15 protein-coding genes and 1 tRNA gene are annotated in these 18,865 nt (G+C 67.5%); 8 read left to right on the forward strand and 8 right to left on the reverse strand.

What is annotated here, in order from left to right; all coding sequences use genetic code 11:
- Positions 1 to 427: 427 nt before the first annotated feature.
- Entirely contained in the window at positions 428 to 1,888 is a 1,461-nt protein-coding gene (locus tag FZ033_RS05585; protein WP_188079321.1) for an enolase-like domain-containing protein, read from the reverse strand.
- Between the two features lie 64 nt (positions 1,889 to 1,952).
- The gene (locus FZ033_RS05590) at positions 1,953 to 2,819 is read right to left on the reverse strand and encodes an IclR family transcriptional regulator (RefSeq protein WP_149575165.1); all 867 of its coding nucleotides are present in this window, start codon (positions 2,817 to 2,819) and stop codon (positions 1,953 to 1,955) included.
- Positions 2,820 to 3,055: 236 nt separating this feature from the next.
- On the opposite strand from FZ033_RS05590, the gene FZ033_RS05595 reads away from it, so the two are divergent.
- The 6 genes from FZ033_RS05595 to FZ033_RS05620 are packed head-to-tail and all read left to right on the forward strand — an operon-like array spanning position 3,056 to position 8,381.
- Positions 3,056 to 4,099 carry an NAD-dependent epimerase/dehydratase family protein gene (locus tag FZ033_RS05595; protein ID WP_232847344.1) on the forward strand — a complete coding sequence of 348 codons (1,044 nt, stop codon included), beginning with the start codon at positions 3,056 to 3,058 and terminating at the stop codon, positions 4,097 to 4,099.
- Between the two features lie 19 nt (positions 4,100 to 4,118).
- A complete protein-coding gene (locus FZ033_RS05600) occupies positions 4,119 to 4,811 on the forward strand; it encodes a DUF4286 family protein (protein ID WP_149575166.1) in 693 nt (230 codons plus the stop codon).
- Positions 4,808 to 5,647, forward strand: a complete 840-nt coding sequence (locus tag FZ033_RS05605; RefSeq protein ID WP_149575167.1) for a fumarylacetoacetate hydrolase family protein — start codon at positions 4,808 to 4,810, stop codon at positions 5,645 to 5,647. Before FZ033_RS05600 ends, FZ033_RS05605 begins: the two co-directional genes overlap by 4 nt.
- A gap of 24 nt (positions 5,648 to 5,671) precedes the next feature.
- Positions 5,672 to 6,472 carry an ABC transporter permease gene (locus FZ033_RS05610; RefSeq protein ID WP_149575168.1) on the forward strand — a complete coding sequence of 267 codons (801 nt, stop codon included), beginning with the start codon at positions 5,672 to 5,674 and terminating at the stop codon, positions 6,470 to 6,472.
- A 50-nt stretch (positions 6,473 to 6,522) separates the two neighbouring features.
- The gene (locus tag FZ033_RS05615) at positions 6,523 to 7,527 is read left to right on the forward strand and encodes an ABC transporter substrate-binding protein (RefSeq protein WP_149575169.1); all 1,005 of its coding nucleotides are present in this window, start codon (positions 6,523 to 6,525) and stop codon (positions 7,525 to 7,527) included.
- 38 nt (positions 7,528 to 7,565) lie between these two features.
- A complete protein-coding gene (locus FZ033_RS05620) occupies positions 7,566 to 8,381 on the forward strand; it encodes an ABC transporter ATP-binding protein (RefSeq protein WP_149575170.1) in 816 nt (271 codons plus the stop codon).
- A gap of 157 nt (positions 8,382 to 8,538) precedes the next feature.
- Here the strand turns inward: FZ033_RS05620 and FZ033_RS05625 are convergent, their stop codons facing one another.
- From FZ033_RS05625 to FZ033_RS05640, 4 genes are all read right to left on the reverse strand, one after another.
- Positions 8,539 to 9,240: a DUF2161 domain-containing phosphodiesterase gene (locus FZ033_RS05625; protein WP_188079358.1), complete on the reverse strand. Its 702-nt coding sequence runs from the start codon at positions 9,238 to 9,240 to the stop codon at positions 8,539 to 8,541.
- A 16-nt stretch (positions 9,241 to 9,256) separates the two neighbouring features.
- Positions 9,257 to 9,970 carry a spermidine synthase gene (locus FZ033_RS05630; protein WP_149575172.1) on the reverse strand — a complete coding sequence of 238 codons (714 nt, stop codon included), beginning with the start codon at positions 9,968 to 9,970 and terminating at the stop codon, positions 9,257 to 9,259.
- A gap of 513 nt (positions 9,971 to 10,483) precedes the next feature.
- Positions 10,484 to 10,560, reverse strand: a tRNA-Arg gene (locus FZ033_RS05635).
- Between the two features lie 347 nt (positions 10,561 to 10,907).
- Positions 10,908 to 11,585 (reverse strand): GntR family transcriptional regulator, encoded by a 678-nt coding sequence (locus FZ033_RS05640; protein WP_149575173.1) that lies wholly within the window; start codon positions 11,583 to 11,585, stop codon positions 10,908 to 10,910.
- A gap of 296 nt (positions 11,586 to 11,881) precedes the next feature.
- Between FZ033_RS05640 and FZ033_RS05645 the strand changes: the two genes are divergently transcribed.
- Both FZ033_RS05645 and FZ033_RS05650 read left to right on the forward strand, forming a co-directional pair.
- Positions 11,882 to 13,252 (forward strand): malonyl-CoA decarboxylase, encoded by a 1,371-nt coding sequence (locus FZ033_RS05645; RefSeq protein WP_149575174.1) that lies wholly within the window; start codon positions 11,882 to 11,884, stop codon positions 13,250 to 13,252.
- A gap of 61 nt (positions 13,253 to 13,313) precedes the next feature.
- Positions 13,314 to 14,843 (forward strand): malonate--CoA ligase, encoded by a 1,530-nt coding sequence (locus FZ033_RS05650; RefSeq protein WP_149575175.1) that lies wholly within the window; start codon positions 13,314 to 13,316, stop codon positions 14,841 to 14,843.
- A gap of 104 nt (positions 14,844 to 14,947) precedes the next feature.
- Here the strand turns inward: FZ033_RS05650 and FZ033_RS05655 are convergent, their stop codons facing one another.
- Positions 14,948 to 15,832 (reverse strand): transglutaminase family protein, encoded by an 885-nt coding sequence (locus FZ033_RS05655; RefSeq protein WP_149575176.1) that lies wholly within the window; start codon positions 15,830 to 15,832, stop codon positions 14,948 to 14,950.
- Positions 15,833 to 15,901: 69 nt separating this feature from the next.
- Positions 15,902 to 18,418 carry a circularly permuted type 2 ATP-grasp protein gene (locus tag FZ033_RS05660; RefSeq protein WP_149575177.1) on the reverse strand — a complete coding sequence of 839 codons (2,517 nt, stop codon included), beginning with the start codon at positions 18,416 to 18,418 and terminating at the stop codon, positions 15,902 to 15,904.
- Positions 18,419 to 18,865 lie beyond the last annotated feature (447 nt).

Consider the following 18,865-nt stretch of genomic DNA (forward strand, 5'->3'; position numbering starts at 1 on the left):
ATACGAACGTGCGGCCTCTGCCTTCGGCAGGGATTACTGGTAGCTCCGTCGAAATTACGAAGTAGCGCGAAGAAATTAATTATCATACTGCGAATAATCAAGAATTTTAGATGAGCTTTAGCCGCGGCTATCCTTTTCGCCGACAAGGGCTATGACGCCAAGGCCGACCGGGCCGTCGCCCGAGCCCGCGGCATCGCGCCGGTCATCCCTTTCAAATCCAACGCGAAAACCCGGCCGGTCTTCTTTCCGAAGGCGCTCTATCGGGGCCGCGCCCGCATCGAGCAGTGCTTCGGAAAGCTCAAGCGATTCAAACGCGTCGTGCTAAGATGCGAGAAGATCGAATGCGGCTCCGACGCCATCGTCGCTCTTGCCTGAAGCTTGATCCTCATCAAGGTCGTCCACACCTCCTAGACGCCGGTTTCCGCCGTCAGCTGGATTCAGCCCGGCGGCATGGGGCGTCAAGGTCCTGAAGGAGGAGCTTCCGGTCATCCGGGATGACGCCAACAGCAAATCCGGGACAATTGAGTGACCCGATTGCCAATTGGCCGTCCCGGATCGTCAGGCGAGCCGGCTTTCCCGGGGCGCGATGGTAAAGATCGGGGTGCTTCGCCACGAAATGGTCCTGCTCGTCATCAGGGGCGAAGCTCATTCCGTCGATATAGTGGTGGCCGTTGCGCTCGAGGTGCGTGAGGCCGAGCAGCGAGACGAGGGCGATGTCCTGCTGCGTACAGATGCCGGCCCAGGTGCACAGGTCCTCGGCGGAGACGAAATAGCGTCCGCCGCCCCCTTCGGCATTGCGCCGGGCCACCCGCGCCGCATTCAGGATGGACTTGTAGAAGCCCTTGCACGTCTTACTGGAAACGCCCTGGTAGCCGAGCCCGACGGCACGCGGGAAGGCGTCGAGATCGCCATCCGATTCATCGATCATCATCGGCTTGAGCATGGAGAGCGCCCGGACATCCCGCTCCAGCGCCACGGCCCGCTTGATGGGCTGCTCGATGCATAGAACGGAAGCCGCGAGCCGCTTCAGGGCCGGGTGTTCATCGATGCGGCGCCATAGCTCGGCGATGCCTTCCACGTCGCCATATTGCTCATTGCCGTCGAGGGTGGAGCGGTAGTCTCCGGCGGACCCGTCCAGGACGGCGGCGATGCCCTGGAGCCGGTCGAGGTCCGCCGCCGGGTCGCCGGACACCTTGATCTTGAAGTAGCGGCAGCCATAGGCCCGCACCACCTCCGCCAGCGTGCGCGGCAGACCGTCATCCGGCGCCGCCGCATCCAGGTCGCCGGCATCCAGGGCATCCACCAGCCCTACCGTGTGGCGCACGGCGATGCTGTCGGCGGGCGCAAGGCCGGCGAGGAATCCGGGCAGGTCGAAGCCCGCAAGGTCGGGCGTCAGCTCGGTGACGGCCAGGCCCGGCACGTTCGCCGTGATCATTTCGGCAAACGACAGGCCGAGCATGCGCCCCACCGCGTCAAGGATCGCCCGGTCGATCAGTGCCGGGCCGTAGGATGCCACCAGCGGGTTCAGCCCCACCACGCGGCAGCTTGCTTGCTGTTGCGGATAGACGCGGGCCGAAAGACCGAAAGGCGTATCGGTGCCAGCGTGCCGGTAGAGGTCGAGGGCAATGGCGAGGGCGGTGCGCAACTGTTCGACATTGTCGGCGTCGGTGAGCTGCGGGTTCTTATCGAACCATTTCGGCAGCAGACATTCCGCTGCGATGCCGACCGCTCCGCCACCATCGGCCCGCGCGATGCGCACCCGCAGCACGGCCTGCCGGGCCTCCGTCATGGTGGTGACGCCGAAGCGGAACGGCAGGCGCAGGCGCACTGTGCGTTCCGTCAGTTCGGCCTCGACCAGACGCACGCGCACGTCTTCCGGTCTGCTCATGGAACAGCCTCTTGAAGCAGGAAGGGAGCAAGATGAGAACCGATGCCGCGCGCGCGGCCGGCCCCTATTCCACCATGCGCGGGAAGGCGCCGCTGCGCGCGCGTGCCTCCAGCGGCCAGGTCTCGCCGAGCCGCGTGGTGGTGGAAACGACGATGGAGCCGCAGCTTTCGAGATCGGAGCGGCTCATGCGGTTGGTAGGAGCGGCGAGGCTCACCACGCCGACGCATTCGGAAGCCCCGCCGAGGGTGGGCGCCTTGATCGGCGCGGCTACCGCGCCCACGCCCAGTTCGTTCTCCTCATAGCTTAGCGCGAAGCCCCGGCGCGCCACTTCCTCCAGCTCGGCACGAATGTCCGAGATGGAGGTCTTGGAATAGGCCGTGGCCGGCTCGAGGCCATGCTGAAGCAGCAGTTTCAGGGCGGTCTCAAAGGGTAACGTTGATAGCCATGCCTTGCCGGTCGCATGGGTGTGAAGGCCGATTTCGAGCGTGTAGTTCGGATCGATGCGCAGGGAGCGCTTGCTCCCGGCAAAGGACTGCACCCAGACGATGCGCTGGCCGCCCGGCTCGACGATGGCCAGGCGGACCAGCTCGCCGGTCTCCTCCGCCAGCTGGCGCAGGGCGGCGGAGCACTGGTCCAGAAGGCGGCTCGTCTGCAGGTGGCGCAGGCCAAGATTGCTGATGCGATAGGTGAGGTAGTAGCGCTGGGCCCGCTCGTCGCGCCACACCAGATTCATGCCTTCGAGCGTATTCAGCAGCTTGCTGACGATCGACTTGTTGAGGGCCAGCCGGCGCGAGATCTCGGACAGGGGCAATCCATCCACGGAATCGGCCAGCATGCCGACGATCTCGAACGCCCGCTCGACCGAAATGATGGTCTCATCGATTTTCTCTGACCGCCCCGGCGTCACGATCTTTGCCGTCTCTCGCACCATGTCTCACGCACCATGTCTACTGCCGCTAACGGCGATACCCATATTTGATAACAGTGTTACTCATATTCATGCAGGGCGCAACGGCAGATTTGCGTGCAGAATTCAGATTGAAGCCAGTTGACTCCCAAAATCGGTGCATATATCCCATTCATCAATGGTAACGCAGTTACCTAATCAGAGGCCGCCGCCGACGGGCCCTTACCCCGGCAGGGCCGCCCAGCACAGGGAGCCGTACCTTGAGTGGACGCCTGACTTTCGACACCCTTCCCGACCTCATCGAGACCGAGGCCCAGCTCGAAGAGCTGATCTCCCGGCCGACCCAGGGCCTGATCGACGATCTCGCCACGGTGGAGGGCGACATCGTCGTCCTCGGCGTCGCCGGCAAGGTTGGTCCCTCCCTCGCCCGCATGACCAAGCGCGCGGCACCCGACAAGAGGGTGATCGGCGTCGCCCGCTTCTCCGAGCCCGGATCGCAGGAGGAGCTGGAGGGCTGGGGCATCGAGACCATCAAGTGCGACCTGCTCGACCAGTCCGCGGTCGCGCGTCTGCCGCAGGCCGCCAATGTGGTCTACATGGCCGGCAAGAAGTTCGGCACCAATGAGGATCCGTCCTTCGCCTGGGCCATGAACACCATGGTGCCGGCCACCATCGCCGCGCATTATCGCCAATCCCGCATCGTCGCCTTCTCCACCCTGTGCGTCTATCCGTTCGGCGTGGTGGCGCATAATGGCTGGGACGAGCGGGTGCAGCCCCGCCCGGTGGGCGACTACGCCAATTCCTGCGTCGGCCGCGAGCGCGCGTTCCAGTACGGCTCCCACAGCTGGGGCACGCCGGGCCGGCTCATCCGGCTGAACTATGCCATCGACCTGCGCTACGGGGTGCTGCACGACATCGCCCAGTGGGTGATCAAGGGCGAGCCGATCCCGATCCGCACCGGCCATGCCAGCGTCATCTGGCAGGGCGATGCCAATGCGCAGATCCTGCGCTGCCTGAAGCATGCCACCGTGCCCACCTCGCCCATCAACATCGGTGGCCCGGAACAGGCGAGCGTGCGGGCCATCGCCCACGCCTTCGGCGAGAAGTTCGGGAAGGCACCGATCTTCGACGGCGAGGAAGAGCCCACGGGCTGGATCAACAGCACCTACCTCTCCCAGCGGCTGTTCGGATACCCAAACGTGCCGCTGGCCCGGATGATCGACTGGGTCGCCCACTGGGTGGAAAACGACATGCCCATCTACGGCAAGCCGACCCGCTACGAAGTCCGCGACGGCCTGTTCTGAGCCCCGGGAGGCCGCACCAATGAACGGCAATCTCGGCTTCATGGGCTTCTGGTCCGACATCGACCAGGACTACCAGCTCCGCTACCAGGAATGGCACAATTGCGAGCACATTCCCGAGCGTCTCGGCATTCCCGGCTTCATCGAGGGACGTCGCTATCGCGGCGCCCCCGGCGGCCCGAACTTCTTCATGTGCTACATCACCGCCGGACCGGAAGTGTTGCGGAGCGAGGCTTATCTTTCCGCCCTCAACCGGCCGACCCCATGGACGAAGGAGGCCCTGACCCACTTCCGCAATCCCACCCGCACGCTCTATCGCAAGTTGAGGGCGGTGAGGTCGGAAGGGGGCTACGCGCCCTATGTCCTGCTCCTGCGCTTCGACGATGAACGCCCGGCTGAAGTGCTGGAAAATCAGGTGGTTGAGGCGCTTTCCGGTACCGGATCCGCCGCCGTGTCGGGGGGGCTCTACGAGGTGGATGCGGAGGCGTCCGGCATCATGACGGCGGAGCGCCGGATCTATTCCGGCGGCCCCGGCAGCCAGCGCTACCTCATCGCCGTGGAGGCGCTCGACCGCGCCCAGGCGGAGGCGGTGGCGGAGCATGTCGAACGACGGCTCTCGCCCGGCATCCATGACCTCGACCGCAGCATCTACTGGCTGGAAACCCGCATCCGCGCTGAAGATCTGCGCGGTCCCGCCCGGAAGGACGTGCAATGAAACTCCTCAGATACGGCGCGGCGGGGCAGGAACGCCCCGGCCTTCTCGCCCCCGACGGCTCCCTGCGCAGCCTTGCCGAACACATCGGCGACTTCGACAGGTTCCTGTTCGCCGACCCGGCCCGCCTGGCCGAACTGCAAGCCATTGATCCAGAAACGCTTCCCGTCGTTGAGGGGGCGGTGCGCCTCGGGGTACCGCTCGCCGATATCGGCAAGATCGTCGGCATCGGCCTCAACTACCATGACCACGCCCGCGAGTGCGGCGCCGCCATCCCCTCCGAGCCCATCCTGTTCCTGAAGGCGACCACCTCGCTTTCCGGCCCGAACGATGCCATCCGCCTGCCGGAGGGCGCCGAGAAGACGGATTGGGAAGTGGAGCTGGGCGTGGTCATCGGACGGACCGCGCGGGACGTGCCGCTGGCCTCCGCCCTCGATCACGTCTTCGGCTATTGCGTCGCCCACGACGTGTCGGAGCGCGCGCATCAGCTGGAGCGCGGCGGGCAGTGGACCAAGGGCAAGAGCCACGACACCTTCTGTCCGGTGGGGCCCTATCTGGTCACCGCCGACGAGGTGCCGGACCCGCAGTCTCTCGACATGTATTGCGAGGTGGACGGCATCCTGCGCCAGTCCAGTTCCACCGCCGAAATGATCTTCGGGGTGGCGGAGGTGGTCAGCTACGTGAGCCGCTTCATGACGCTCGCCCCCGGCGACCTGCTCATCACCGGCACGCCGGCCGGGGTCGGCCTCGGCCTGAAGCCCCCCACCTATCTTGCCCGTGGCGCGCAGGTGCGGCTCGGCATCGCCCGTCTCGGCGACCAGCACCAGCACGTCGTCTGATCCAGCACCGGAAAGGCGCCTGCCATGGCCTTGCTCGATAGCCTGAAGAAACTGGCCTCCTCCGAGGCCGCGCGACCGCTGCTGCTGGTGGCGGTCATCCTCGTCGGCTGGGATATCGCGGTGCGGATCTTCAAGATCCCACCCTATCTCATCCCCGCCCCGTCGCTGGTGGTGGAGCAGGTGATCGCCCAATGGCCGCTGCTGTTGCGCGAAAGCCTGCCCACCCTCTACGCCACCCTGGGCGGCTTCCTGCTCAGCGCGCTGTTCGGCATTCCGGTGGCACTGCTGATCGCCTCGTCCCGCACCATCGAAAGCTATCTCTACCCACTGCTGGTGTTCTCCCAGAGCGTGCCGAAGATCGCGGTGGCGCCGCTGTTCGTGGTGTGGTTCGGCTTCGGCATCGTGCCGAAGATCATCGCCGCCTTCCTGCTCGGCTTCTTTCCGGTGGTGGTCTCCACCGTGCTGGCGCTGAAGAGCATCGACCAGGAGATGATCGACCTTGCCCGCTCCATGCGCGCAGGGCCGCTTCGGACCTTCCTGCGCATCCGCCTGCCCCATGCCCTGCCGGGCATCTTCGGCGGGCTGAAGGTGTCCATCACTCTCGCGGTGGTGGGCGCGGTGGTGGGCGAGTTCGTGGGGTCGAACTCCGGCATTGGCTACGTACTGCAGATCGCCAACGGCAATTTCGACCTGCCGCTCATGTTCGCCGCCCTGTTCGTGCTCTCCATGATGGGGGTCATCCTGTTCATGGCCCTCGACCTTTTGGAGCACCTGATGATCCCCTGGCATGCGTCCCGCCGCACGGGCGGGGGCGGGGCCGCCTGACGACACGCAAGACTACAAAAGTAAAAACAAAATCACCGGAGGAGGAAACCATGTTCTGGCGAATTCTCGTCGCTGTATGCTTAGCATCCGGTCTGGCCGCACCGGCCCTGGCCCAGACCGCCGACAAGCCCCTCGAAAAGCCCCTCGACAAGGCGGTGCTGATGCTCAACTGGTTCGCCTATGGCGAGCATGCGCCCTTCGTGCTGGGGCGCGACAAGGGGTTCTACAAGGACGAGGGCATCGACCTTGAGATCCAGGAGGGGCGGGGCTCCAGCGTCACGGTGCAGGCGGTGGCCGCCGGAACCGTGCTCTTCGGCCTTGCCGACGTATCGGTGATGATGAAGGCCGCGACGAAGGGCGCCCCGGTGAAGTCCGTGGGCGTGCTGCTGCAGCGGACCCCCGCCGCCGTCATCACCCCCGAGGGCAAGATCAAGAACCCCAAGGACATCGTCGGCAAGACCATCGCCATCACCCCCGGCGATGCGCTGACCCCCATCTGGCCGTTGTACCTGAAGAAGGTGGGCCTTGCCGACGGCAGCTTCCGCACCGTGGCCGGCGATGCCCAGACCAAGCTCAACGCCGTGGTGAACGGCCAGGCCGACGGGCTCATCGGCTTCACCACCGAGCAGGGCGCGCGCCTGCCCGACATCATCAACAAGCCGGTGACCATGCTGCGCTTCACCGATGCGGGGGTGAACCTCGTCAGCCTCGGCATCGTCGCCAACCACGACACCATCAAGAACCGGGGCGACCTGGTGCGGCGCTTCATGCGCGCCACCACCCGCGCCGTCGAGGCGGCGATGGCCGATCCCAAGGGTGCCGTGGACCTGCTTCTGATCGCCTATCCCAAGATGGGGCTTCCCGACGCGCAGCTGCGCAGCCTGCAATATGCCCAGGCCCTCTACAGCGCCCCGAACGCGCTTGGCCCACGGCCGTTCCAGATGAACCCGGCCCTCATCACCGACACCCTGGACGTGCTCAGCCAGTATGGCGGCCTGAGCGAAGCCGATCGCGGCAAGGTCTCCGACTACTACACCGCGGAATTCCTGCCATGAGCCGCACCCTGAGCCCCACTGCAACGAGAGCCTCGGCGATGGTCCTTCCTGCTCATGCCGCGACCCCCGTGGCCGCGGCCCGCGAGACGCATATCGAGATTTCCGCCGTCACCAAGACCTACCGGTCGAAGACCGGCGCGGTGCCCTCGCTGCGGCCCTTCGACCTCTCCATCGCGCGCGGCGAGTTCGTCGCCATCGTCGGGCCGAGCGGCTGCGGCAAGAGCACCCTGCTGAAGCTGGTGGCGGGCCTCCTGCCGGTCACCAGCGGCACCATCTCCATCGCCGGCAAGACGGTGAAGGAACCACTCGACGACGTGGGCATCGTGTTCCAGAGCCCGGTGCTGCTGCCGTGGCGCAACGTCCGCGACAACATCCTGCTTCAGGTGGAGATGCGCGGGCGCAATGTGGGCGCCTACCGTGAGACCACCGCGCGGCTGCTGAAGACCGCAGGCCTCGAAGGCTTCGAGGACCGGTTTCCGTGGGAATTGTCAGGCGGCATGCAGCAGCGCGCCGCCATCTGCCGCGCTCTGGTGCACGATCCCGGCGTGCTGCTGATGGACGAGCCCTTCGGCGCCCTCGACGCCATGACCCGCGAGCGCATGAACGCCGAGCTGCAGCGCATCTGGATCGAGACCGGCAAGACGGTGCTGCTCATCACCCACTCCATCCCGGAGGCGGTCTATCTCGCCGACCGCGTGGTGGTCATGTCGAGCCGGCCCGGCGCAGTGGAGGCGATCTACGACATCGACCTGCCGCGCCCGCGTGACCTTTCCATCATGGGTGAGCCGGCCTTCGTGCGGTTCACAAAGGAGATCCGCAAACACTTCTTCGCCGCAGGCAATCTCGACCACTGAACACCCGGCATGTGCTCCTCCCCTGAAAGCGCCGCGACGGCGCTGCTCAGGCACCATACGTGCCCGCAGGAGGGGGCATCCACCCCATCAGTTCAGGTTTGACGAGGGGACGCGTTGCAGCGTGTTCAGGCCTCCGCGGGTCGGTTGCAATCGGAACCTAGGGGCTGTCGTCGTCCGCCTTCGCGGCGAGGATGGTTCCTTCAGCACCTGGAACCGCCGGCCAGCGGATCAGTGCCTCGCGCCCCGCCGGCGTGAGGCCGTAGATGCCGCGATCTGCACGGGCGAACCAGCCATAGACATTGTCCAGAAGGATTTTTCCGGCGTTGGGCGCGAACGCACGAAGATCGCGCGGGCGTTTGGGGGCCTCCGTCATGGCCAGGGCACAGGCGAGCGCCTGCTGCCGATATGCGGTCATGATGGGTGTACGAGACCCGCCCCCCACCGCCGGATCGCCCACCCGGCGCCGGTGCTCATCCACGAGCCGCGACTTGCGGCGCGGATCCTTGCGCGGCATGGGAGACGTGGGACTGACGATGATCGTCACCTCGCCCGCAGGCGAGACGCCGAGCATCCCGAAACCAAGGCGTCGACACAGGTTGCGGAAACGCGAGTCGCTTTCCCGTCCGTTTCCGCGCGCCGATGTGCGCGCTGCGAGCCAGACCTCGTCGCAGGCGGTAGCGCGGTCGACGGCCTGGAGGACGAGTTCCAGATTGAAGCTGAGCTTCAATTCCCCGATGACCACGATCGGTATTCCGTCTCCTGCAAGCGCAACCAGGTCGCAGCCGCCGACCTCGCCTTTGACGGCAAAGCCGAGGCCTTCCAGAAACGCTTTCACCGGCGGATAAAGGGATGTCTCCAGGATACGCTCTCCGTCATCAGGCCGGCCTGTGCCGGGCAGGGCCGGGAGGGCGAACCTCCGGATTGGTGGCGATCCAGATGATATGGCGCGCGCCCCCGCGCCCTCCATTGGCCCGCACCCGCGCCTCTTCGACGCCAAACCCCGCCTTGCGAAGCCGCTGGGTGAAATTTTGGTCCGGTCTCGATGACCAGACGGCCAGCAAGCCGCCGGGTCGCAGCGCCGCCCTGGCCGCGTTGAGGCCGGCACTATCGTAAAGCCGGTCGTTGGCCGCGCGTGTCAGCCCTTCGGGTCCGTTGTCGACATCAAGCAGGATCGCATCGAACGTCGCCCGGCCGGCGCGGATCGGGCCGCTCACGTCCTCTTCGCGGATGCTGACGCGCGGATTGGTCAGGCAACCTGCGAAGATCTCCGCCATGGGGCCCCGCGCCCACGCAACCACCGCCGGCACCAGTTCCGCCACGGTGACACGGGCATCGGGCCCGAGTTCGGCGAGCGCCGCGCGAAGGGTAAAACCCATGCCCAGCCCCCCGATGAGCACATGTGGCTTGGGGCGGTCCCGAAGCCTGGCGCAGACCATCGTGGCGAGCGCCTCTTCCGACCCGCTGAGGCGACTGTTCATCAGCTCGATGGAGCCGGCCATGATCGAGAATTCCGCGCCGCGCTGCATCAGGCGGAGCTGGCCGCCGCCATCGGGCACTTGCGCGGTGTCGAGCTGCAACCAGGGGATCACGGGTCACTCTTCGGTTGAGGATCGCGTTTCGCGAGCCGCCGTATATAGGCCAAACCTCCGTCCCCCCGCCACCGGCGAGGAGACGACCACGTACCGTCTCTCGATGAGCGGGCTGGTGTCCCAAGTTGAGGTTTAAGGCGAAGCAGAGGTCCCACTGACCGCTTTCGCCGTGCCCGACCGCGCCAGGAGCAGGCGTTGGCTCGGTTACGGGATCCGAACCTTCAGAGAGCGGCCACCCTCCAGAACGCTGAGTGTCCACACGGCACTGGGCTTCTCGCTAGAGACGTGCGGCGGAGACGCGAGAGAGACCATCCGCGCCCTCCTTGTCGGGCAACAGGAGCGACCAGAGGCCGCCCGTATGCGGCATGCCGGCGGGGAGTTGGTCGCCGGCTCGTGAGAGCCGCGCACCATGCCCGATTTTGTGTCGCGTGGTGACCCGGTGGTGACCCAGATCCGCCGCCAAGGAACGGGGGCTTCCCCGCGCCGCACAAGTCCAGGATTTTATTTAAGAAATGGCGCACCCGGCACGATTCGAACGTGCGGCCTCTGCCTTCGGAGGGCAGCGCTCTATCCAGCTGAGCTACGGGTGCCTGCTGCTGCAGGGCTTACGCGGATTTTCCACGAGAGAAAAGCTCTCCCGGACCATCCTTGCAAGACACTGAACTTACAAACTCTTGTCTTCTCGCCTGACACACCGGCCGGAGTGGCATCCGCCCTTGGAAGGCGATGCTGCTTCTGGCTGGCAGACCGACGCGTGGCGCGGACGTCACTTCGGCCTTCATACTGGAAGCCGTCGCGGGCGGCAACAGGCGTCGGGACCTGTGGCCGCGGCGTCCCCAATGGATCTCCCGGAGCTCGGCCACATCGCCCGCGCGCCAGGACCAGGACCCGGCCGGAACAATCCGTCGGCTGAGCCGGCGCAGGCTCCTTCTTGAATTTAGAGGGCGCTGCCCGACGAAGCCTCGGCTTGCGCCTGCAAGGCCGCGAGCAGGGCCATGAAACGCTCGCCCAGAACCTGGACATGGGCGCGCATCCGCTCCGCAGCCCCAACGCCGTCGCCGGCGGAAAGCGCCGCCATGATGGCCTCGTGTTCGGCGAAGGACGCCTCCATGCGGCGCGGCACGTTGAGCTGCAGCCGGCGATAGGGCCGCAATGCCCGCTGCAGGCGCAGGGCCTCGCCATGGATCACGCGATTGCCGGTGGCGGCATAGATGGCGGCGTGGAACGCAGCATTGGCCGTATAATAAGCGGATGGGTCCCCTGCCGCCACCGCCGCCCCGCAGGCGGCATGGGCGCAGGCCAGGGCGGCACGATCGGCGGCTCCCATGCGCTGGGCAGCCAGGCGCGCGCAGGCGGCTTCCAGTTCCTCCATGAGCTCGAAGGATTCCAGCAGCTCGCGGGGGCCAAGCAGCACTACGAAGGCGCCGCGGCGCGGGCGGATCTCGATGAGGCCCGAGGCGGACAGCTGGATCAAGGCTTCGCGGATCGGCGTTCGCGATACGCCGAAGCGCTCGGCGAGCCCCACCTCGTCGAGCCTCTGGCCCGGTCGCAGCCGGCCGGAGACGATGTCCTCCTCCAGCGCCTCCCTCAGCCTCGGGGTCTGCTCGCCGCGCACGATCCGCCTCCGTTCGCTCCATCGTCGCTGCGCCGACGCCAAGGATGCACTTACAATAATCTTGTATACAAGATTATTGACAAAAAATCCAAACTGGATTTCATTCCATGCATCCTAGTCGCAGAGGTCGCCATGCCCCATCCTTCCTCGCGGCACCGTCCACGCGCCGCAGCGCCCGGACGCCCTCAGCCGAAAGAGATGGGGCATGCGGCGCACGCGCGCCTTGCCATTGCCGGTTTCCCGCTCTCCCATAGGCGCTTCGACAGCGGGCTCTGAGACCACGGCGGGGCGATGCGATGAGTTCCAACACTTCCTTCTTCGGCGACCTCCTCACCTCCATCGCGGAGCGCGGGCGCTCGCTGCTCGACCGGTCGAGCCGGGTGTCCGGCGCCACCAAGGCGGCGACCCTGGTGGAGCGGTGCGAGCAGCTTCTCTCCGGCCGGGGCGAGGCCTCCGGCGTGGCGCTGGCCTCCGACATCCTGGACCGTTACGCCCGCATGAAGACCGGCGAGCGCATCGCCTTCTTCGAGGCGCTGGCGGAGACCTTCGGGCCGGACCGGGCGCGGCTTGAAAAAGCCATCGAGAGCTACGGCCGCACCGGCTCGGACGCGGCGGCGGCCGAACTCCATCTCGCCAGCGAGCCGCGCCGGCAGGAACTGTTCCGCCGGTTCAACCTCGGCCCCGGCGCGACCCTCTCCCTGGTGCGCATGCGCGAGAATCTCATGGACGCCCTCGTCCATCGCCGCGATCTTGCCGCCGTGGACCGGGATTTCGGCCATCTGTTCTCGTCCTGGTTCAACCGGGGGTTTCTCGTGCTGCGCCGCATCGACTGGTCGACGCCCGCCAACGTGCTGGAAAAGATCATCCGCTACGAGGCGGTGCACGCCATCCGCGACTGGAACGATCTGCGCGCCCGCGTGGATACGCCGGACCGGCGCTGCTACGCCTTCTTCCACCCCGCCCTGGTGGACGAGCCGCTGATCTTCGTGGAAGTGGCGCTGATGAAGGACATTCCCGGCGGCATCGCCCCGGTGCTGGACCAATCGCGCGCGCATCTGGAGCCGGAAAAGGCCACCACCGCGGTGTTCTATTCCATCTCCAACTGCCAGCGCGGGCTCGGCGGCGTGTCCTTCGGCAACTTCCTGATCAAGCAGGTGGTGGAGGAGATCTCCCGCGAGATCCCCTCGCTCTCCACCTTCGTCACGCTCTCCCCCGTGCCCGGCTTCCGCGCCTGGCTGGATGCCGAGCGCAAGGCGGAGAATTCCCCCGCGCTCACCGCCCTCGATCGCGAGGCGCTGGCGGCGCTCGATGCCCCGGACTGGGCCGAGAAGGCGGAGACGCGCGAGGCGCTGGTGCCGGTGCTCTCGGCGGCGGCGGCCTATTATTTCCTCGTCGCCCGCACCACCAAAGGCAAGCCGGTGGACCCGGTGGCGCGCTTCCACCTTGGCAACGGGGCACGGCTGGAGCGCATCAACCCCATGGGCGACCTCTCGCCCAAGGGCATCGCCCAGGCCGCCGGGCTGATGGTGAACTACCGCTATGTGCTGGCGGACATCGAGAAGAACCACGAAGCCTTCCTCGGCAAGGGCGAGGTGGTGGCGAGCGGGCCGGTGAAGAAGCTGCTGAAGGCCGAGGCCGCCAGCCGCGCGCTCGTTCCCACCTCCTGAAGCAGGACGGACCAAACCAGATCGGCCCCCGGAAGAAGGGGCCGATGGCACGAGAGAAACGATGAGCGACAACCATCTCTTCGGCGCCATCCGCGCCGCCATGCCCGCCCTCGACACCCCGCTCGCCAGCCTCATAGACGGGCGGGTGGAGACCTATGGCGATGCGCTGGCGCTTTCCGCCCGCCTCGCCCACCTGCTGGTGGCGCGCGGCGTGAAGCCCGGCGACCGGGTGGCGGTGCAGGTGGAGAAGTCCTGGCCCGCCCTCGCGCTCTATCTCGCCACGGTGCGCGCCGGCGGCGTCTACCTGCCGCTCAACACCGCCTACACCCTGAACGAGGTGGAGTATTTCCTCTCGGACGCGGAGCCCACGCTCTTCGTCTGCCCGCCCCACATCGAGGCCGACGCCCGCGCCCTGGCGACGCGTCTCGGCGTGCCCTCCATCGAGACGCTGGGCGCCGACGGCACCGGATCGCTGACGGACGGGGCCGCGAACCTGCCCACGGAATTTGCCGACGTGCCGCGCGGGCCGGAAGACCTCGGCGGCATCCTCTACACCTCCGGCACCACGGGCCGCGCCAAGGGCGCCATGCTGAGCCACGACAACCTCTTGTCCAACGCCCTGACGCTGAAGGACGAATGGCGGTTCACGGGCGACGACGTGCTGCTCCACGCCCTGCCCATCTTCCACACCCACGGGCTGTTCGTGGCCTCCAACATCGTGCTTCTGGCCGGCGCCGCCATGATCTTCCGGGCGAAGTTCGATCCGCGCGAGGCGCTGGAGCTGATGGCGGCGGGCAAGGCGACGAGCCTGATGGGCGTGCCCACCTTCTACACCCGCCTCCTCGACCAGCCCGGCCTCACCAGCGAAGCGACGGCGAAGATGCGCCTGTTCGTCTCCGGCTCTGCGCCGCTTTTGGCGGAGACCCATCGCGCCTTCTTCGAGCGCACCGGCCACGCCATTCTCGAACGCTACGGCATGACCGAGACCGGCATGAATACCTCCAACCCCTATGACGGCGACCGCATCGCCGGCACCGTGGGCTTCCCCCTGCCCGGCATCTCCCTGCGCGTCACCGATCCGGAGAGCGGGCGGGTGCTGTCCACTGACGACATCGGCATGATCGAGGTGAAGGGCCCCAACGTCTTCAAGGGCTACTGGCGCATGCCGGAGAAGACGGCGGCGGAATTCCGCGACGGCTTCTTCATCACCGGCGATCTCGGCAAGATCGACGCCAGGGGCTACGTGCACATCGTCGGCCGGGGCAAGGACCTCGTCATCACCGGCGGCTTCAATGTCTATCCCAAGGAAGTGGAAGGCGAGATCGACGCCATTCCCGGCGTCGCGGAAAGCGCGGTGATCGGCGTGCCCCACCCCGATTTCGGCGAGGGCGTCACCGCCGTGGTGGTGAAGGTGGCAGGCGCCAGCCTGACCGAGGCGGACATCCACGCCGCGCTGGAGAGCCGGCTCGCCAAGTTCAAGCAGCCCAAGCGCGTGTTCTTCGTAGCCGAACTGCCGCGCAACACCATGGGCAAGGTGCAGAAGAACGTGCTGCGCGACACCTACAAGGACATCTTCCGCGCCGTAGCGTGAAGCGCGCTCATGCCAGCGGTCCCGGTCTTTGACCGGCGCCGGGGGCGCTCAGGCGCCGCACAGCCTTGCGGCAACGCGTGTTCTTGCGGCAACGCGTGTTGGCCTCACCGCACCACGGGGGCCACGTCCACGCCTACGGACAGGCGATGGTCGCCGGAGGTGACGATCACCCCGTCCACCGGCGCCACATCGGCATAGTCGCGGCCGACGGCGAGGATGATGTGGTCGTCCCCCACCGGAATGGCATTGGTGGGATCAAGGCCGATCCAGCCCGCCTCCGGCCCGCACCAGATCTCCACCCACGCGTGGGTGGCGTCCGCCCCTTCCAGGCGCGGCTGGCCCTCCGGCGGGATGGTGCGCAGATAGCCCGACACATAGCGCGCCGGCAGGCCGAGGCCGCGCAGGCCGGCGATCATCACCTGGGCGAAGTCCTGGCACACACCGGCCTTGGCGGCGAACGCCTCGTGGGGCGGGGTGGCCACATGGGTCGCGCCGGGCTGGTAGGTGAAATCCTCGTACACCCGATGCATCAGTTCCAGCCCCGCCTCGAGCACCGGGCGGTCGCCGCGGAAGCTGGTGGCCGTCCACTCGGTGATCTCGGTGTCGAGCGGCACCGCGCGGCTCGGGAACAGGCCGTGGGCCGCCGCATCCGGGCCGAGGTCCGCCTCCTCCAGCGCCGCGGCGCGCACGTCGTCCACCAGCAGCGTCTCCTCCGGGTCCGGCAGGGCGGTGGAGGTCACGTCCACCCGGCTGCGGGTGGTAAGCGAGAGATGGCCGTGGGGCTGGTCGATGGTGAGCCAGGTGAGGCCGTTGCCGAAGAAGTCGATGCCGTGCTCCAGCTCCGCCGGATCGGGATCGATGTCGAGGATGTGGGCGATGACGTGCTGGTGGCCGATGCGGTCCACCGGCGTCATGCGCAGCACCTGCCGCACCACCCGCACGGGCACCTGATAGCTGTAGGTGGTGGTCTGGCGGATGTCGTAGAGCATCTGTCCCTTCCTCGCGGATCCCTCGGATGCGCCGCATCCGGGATCCCTCTTGCTCAATCGCCGCGCGGGCTACGCGCCCACATGGGAGAGAGACGGCGTCATCTCCGGGGCATGACCCTGGAGGAAGTAATGGGCGGCGATCTCATCGGAAAGCTCCATCAGCATCTTCTCCATGGCGTTGAACCAGGCCGGCTCGAAGCTATCCGCCGTGCTCGCGGCCAGCTCTGCCTGCATGCGGGCGACAAGGCGCTCCCAGAGCGGCGGCGGCGCATCCTGGTCACGGCCCGGCAGCACCTTCAGATGGTTGGCCATGCGGTGCACCTGGAACGCCACCGAACGCGGATTGTCGGGATCGAGCAGCACCAGGTCCAGCACCGGCCCGCGCGCTTCCATCATCACGTAGCGGGTGCGGTAGGTGATGAGGCTGTCGGCCACCTGCAGCAGCGCATCGAGGGAGCCCAGCGGCGCCCCCACCTCGCCGAAGGTGCGGGCGAAGCGCAGGGTGCCGATGGCCCGCTCGGTGCGACGGCCCAGTTCCAGAAACCGCCAGCCGGTCAGCCGGTTCATGTTCTCCGAGGCGAGGCCGTAGAAGGCGGCGATGATGCGCAGGGCGGCATCCGCCCGCTCCGCCGCGTCCGCCTCGGACGGGGCGGTGGCGATGGGCGCGTCCACGCAAGCCTCAAGGTCCACCAGCGCCCGCCAGGCGTCGGGCGAGAAGCGGTCGCGGATCACCGAGGCCGAGGCCCGGGCCGCCTGCACCAGCTGCGGCAGGGCGCCGGGCACGTCGCGGCGGGTCAGCACCGCCACCGCATAGCGGGCCGGGGTGGCGCGGGCGAGATCGCGCGGCATGGCGCCCCAGGCGCCCAGAAGGCCGAGTAGGCGCGTGACCAGGGGGCTGGCGCCACTGTCGCCGCTCTCGGCGAGGCGGCCCACCAGCACCCGCGACAGCCGCAGCGTCGCCTCGGCGCGCTCCACATAGCGCCCGAGCCAGAACAGATTGTCCGCCGCCCGGCTCGGCAGCGTACCGGAGGAGCGGCGCACCTTCACGTTGGCCGAGCTCGGCAGCAGCGTGGTGTCCGACACCGCCTCGTCCGCCAGCACCCACACATCCGCCGAGCGGTCGCCCTTCTGCATGGAGACGGCGCGGGCGTCGGGTGCGGAGGAGATGCGGCAGAAGCCGCCGGGCATCACCGTCCAGCCCTTGTCGGTGGCGGCGAGGAAGACGCGCAGCATGAAGGGGCGTGGCGTCAGTTTCTCCCCGGTCCACACCGGGGTCGTGGACAGGCGCGCGATATCCTGGCCCACCACGTCGCCGCCACGCCGGGCAAGCAGGGTGGACAGGCGCCGCCGGTCGGTGGCGGTCAGGTCGGCGCCCAGCACCGAGCCGCCATCCGGCAGGCCCGGCAAGGCGCGGCCAAAGGCCGAGGAGATGACCAGCTCGTCCAGATGCTCCATCACCTGCGCCCGCTCGGCGGGCTGGCCGCACCACCAGGTGGCCACGTGCGGCAGCTTGAGCGGCCGGCCGAACACGCGGGTGGCGATGCGCGGCAGGAAGGCGAGCAGGGCCGGCGCCTCGATGAGGCCGGTGCCCAGCGCATTGGCCAGCGACACGCCGCCCATGCGCACCGCCTGCACCAGGCCGGGCACGCCGAGCCGCGAGCCGGCATTCAGCTCCAGCGGATCGGCAAAGTCGGCGTCGAGCCGGCGCAGCAGCACGTCGATGCGCCGCAGCCCGGCCACCGTGCGCACATGCAGCGTATCGCCCCGCACGGTCAGGTCCTCGCCCTCCACCAAGAGGAAGCCGAGATAGCGGGCCAGCAGCGCGTGCTCGAAATAGGTCTCGTTGAGGGGACCCGGGCTGAGCAGGCCGATGCGCCCCTCCCCGGTCCGGTCGAGCTTCATCAGCGAGGTGCGCAGCGCCTGGAAGAAGGAGGCGACGCGCTGCATGTTGAGGTTGCGCGACACGTCCGGCAGGGCGCGGGTGGAGGCGAGGCGGTTCTCCAGCGCATAGCCGGCGCCTGACGGCGCCTGAGTGCGATCCGCCAGCACCCACCAGCGGCCATCCGGCCCGCGTCCCACATCGGCGGCATAGACCCGCAGGAAGCGCCCGCCCTCGGGCTTGATGCCCACCAGCGGCCGCAGGAATTCGGGGCTGCCGGCCACGGCCGCGGCGGGCAGGTCGCCATCGGCGACGAGATGGCCGGCGCCGTAGAGATCCTGAAGCACCACTTCGAGAAGCTCGGCGCGCTCGATGAGGCCGGCGGAGAGCGCCTGCCAGTCCGCATCCTCGATGAGCAGCGGCATGTGGCTGAGCGACCACGGCCGCTCGCCGCCGCCGGTATCGTCATAGACGCGATAGAAGACGCCCGAATCGCGCAGATAGCGGTCGGCAGCGGAAAAGCGTCGGCGCAGTTCGTCGGAGCCAAGTTCGGCGAGGGCGGCGAGGAAAGGCATCCAGTGGCGGCGCGGCTGGCCGTCCTGGTCCATCATCTCGTCGCGGATGCCGGGCAGGGTCCGGTAGCCTCCGATGAGGCTTTCCGCGGCCGCCCGTTCAAACACCTCGCTCCGCTGCTCGGCCCCCGACACGACTACCCCTTCCAGGGCCGGATTCGGTGTGGGCGGAATGTGCGCAGCGATCCCGTCCAAAATCTGAACCCGCCTCTAAGCCTAAGAGAAGAGCACATTTTACCCATCGGATTGCACCGCAATCCGATGGCAACGCGCTCAAGGTGCCCGGCGTTCCCGAACGCCCCATTATGACCCGCCCGGCGCCGGATGCACTCTTCTTTGGAAGAGGTCGAGGCCGACCCCTGTGCGGAGCACTTCCGCCGGCCCCGCACGTGTCGGGCCTTCCGCGTGAAGATGGAGGCCGGGCCAAAGCGCAGTTCCCGCTGGTCCCAGGCTAACCCGGCTCAAGCAGCAACCCTACACCGGTCGTTTGTTTACCAACAGTTTTCGACCAGCCCGACAGCTCGTCCATTGCAACGCCCGCCTGATCCGGACGAAGCCGGACCGCGCGCGTTGCCACGGCAC

Origin of the sequence: Xanthobacter oligotrophicus (assembly GCF_008364685.1) — a bacterium.
Classification (GTDB): domain Bacteria; phylum Pseudomonadota; class Alphaproteobacteria; order Rhizobiales; family Xanthobacteraceae; genus Xanthobacter; species Xanthobacter oligotrophicus.

Bases quoted from the DNA above. Each gene is read 5' to 3' on its own strand.
- FZ033_RS05590 (WP_149575165.1), bottom strand. From the start codon at position 2,819: ATGGTGCGAGAGACGGCAAAGATCGTGACGCCGGGGCGGTCAGAGAAA.
- FZ033_RS05650 (WP_149575175.1), top strand. From the start codon at position 13,314: ATGAGCGACAACCATCTCTTCGGCGCCATCCGCGCCGCCATGCCCGCC.
- FZ033_RS05600 (WP_149575166.1), top strand. From the start codon at position 4,119: ATGAACGGCAATCTCGGCTTCATGGGCTTCTGGTCCGACATCGACCAG.
- FZ033_RS05610 (WP_149575168.1), top strand. From the start codon at position 5,672: ATGGCCTTGCTCGATAGCCTGAAGAAACTGGCCTCCTCCGAGGCCGCG.
- FZ033_RS05605 (WP_149575167.1), top strand. From the start codon at position 4,808: ATGAAACTCCTCAGATACGGCGCGGCGGGGCAGGAACGCCCCGGCCTT.
- FZ033_RS05645 (WP_149575174.1), top strand. From the start codon at position 11,882: ATGAGTTCCAACACTTCCTTCTTCGGCGACCTCCTCACCTCCATCGCG.
- FZ033_RS05620 (WP_149575170.1), top strand. From the start codon at position 7,566: ATGGTCCTTCCTGCTCATGCCGCGACCCCCGTGGCCGCGGCCCGCGAG.
- FZ033_RS05615 (WP_149575169.1), top strand. From the start codon at position 6,523: ATGTTCTGGCGAATTCTCGTCGCTGTATGCTTAGCATCCGGTCTGGCC.
- FZ033_RS05585 (WP_188079321.1), bottom strand. From the start codon at position 1,888: ATGAGCAGACCGGAAGACGTGCGCGTGCGTCTGGTCGAGGCCGAACTG.
- FZ033_RS05655 (WP_149575176.1), bottom strand. From the start codon at position 15,832: ATGCTCTACGACATCCGCCAGACCACCACCTACAGCTATCAGGTGCCC.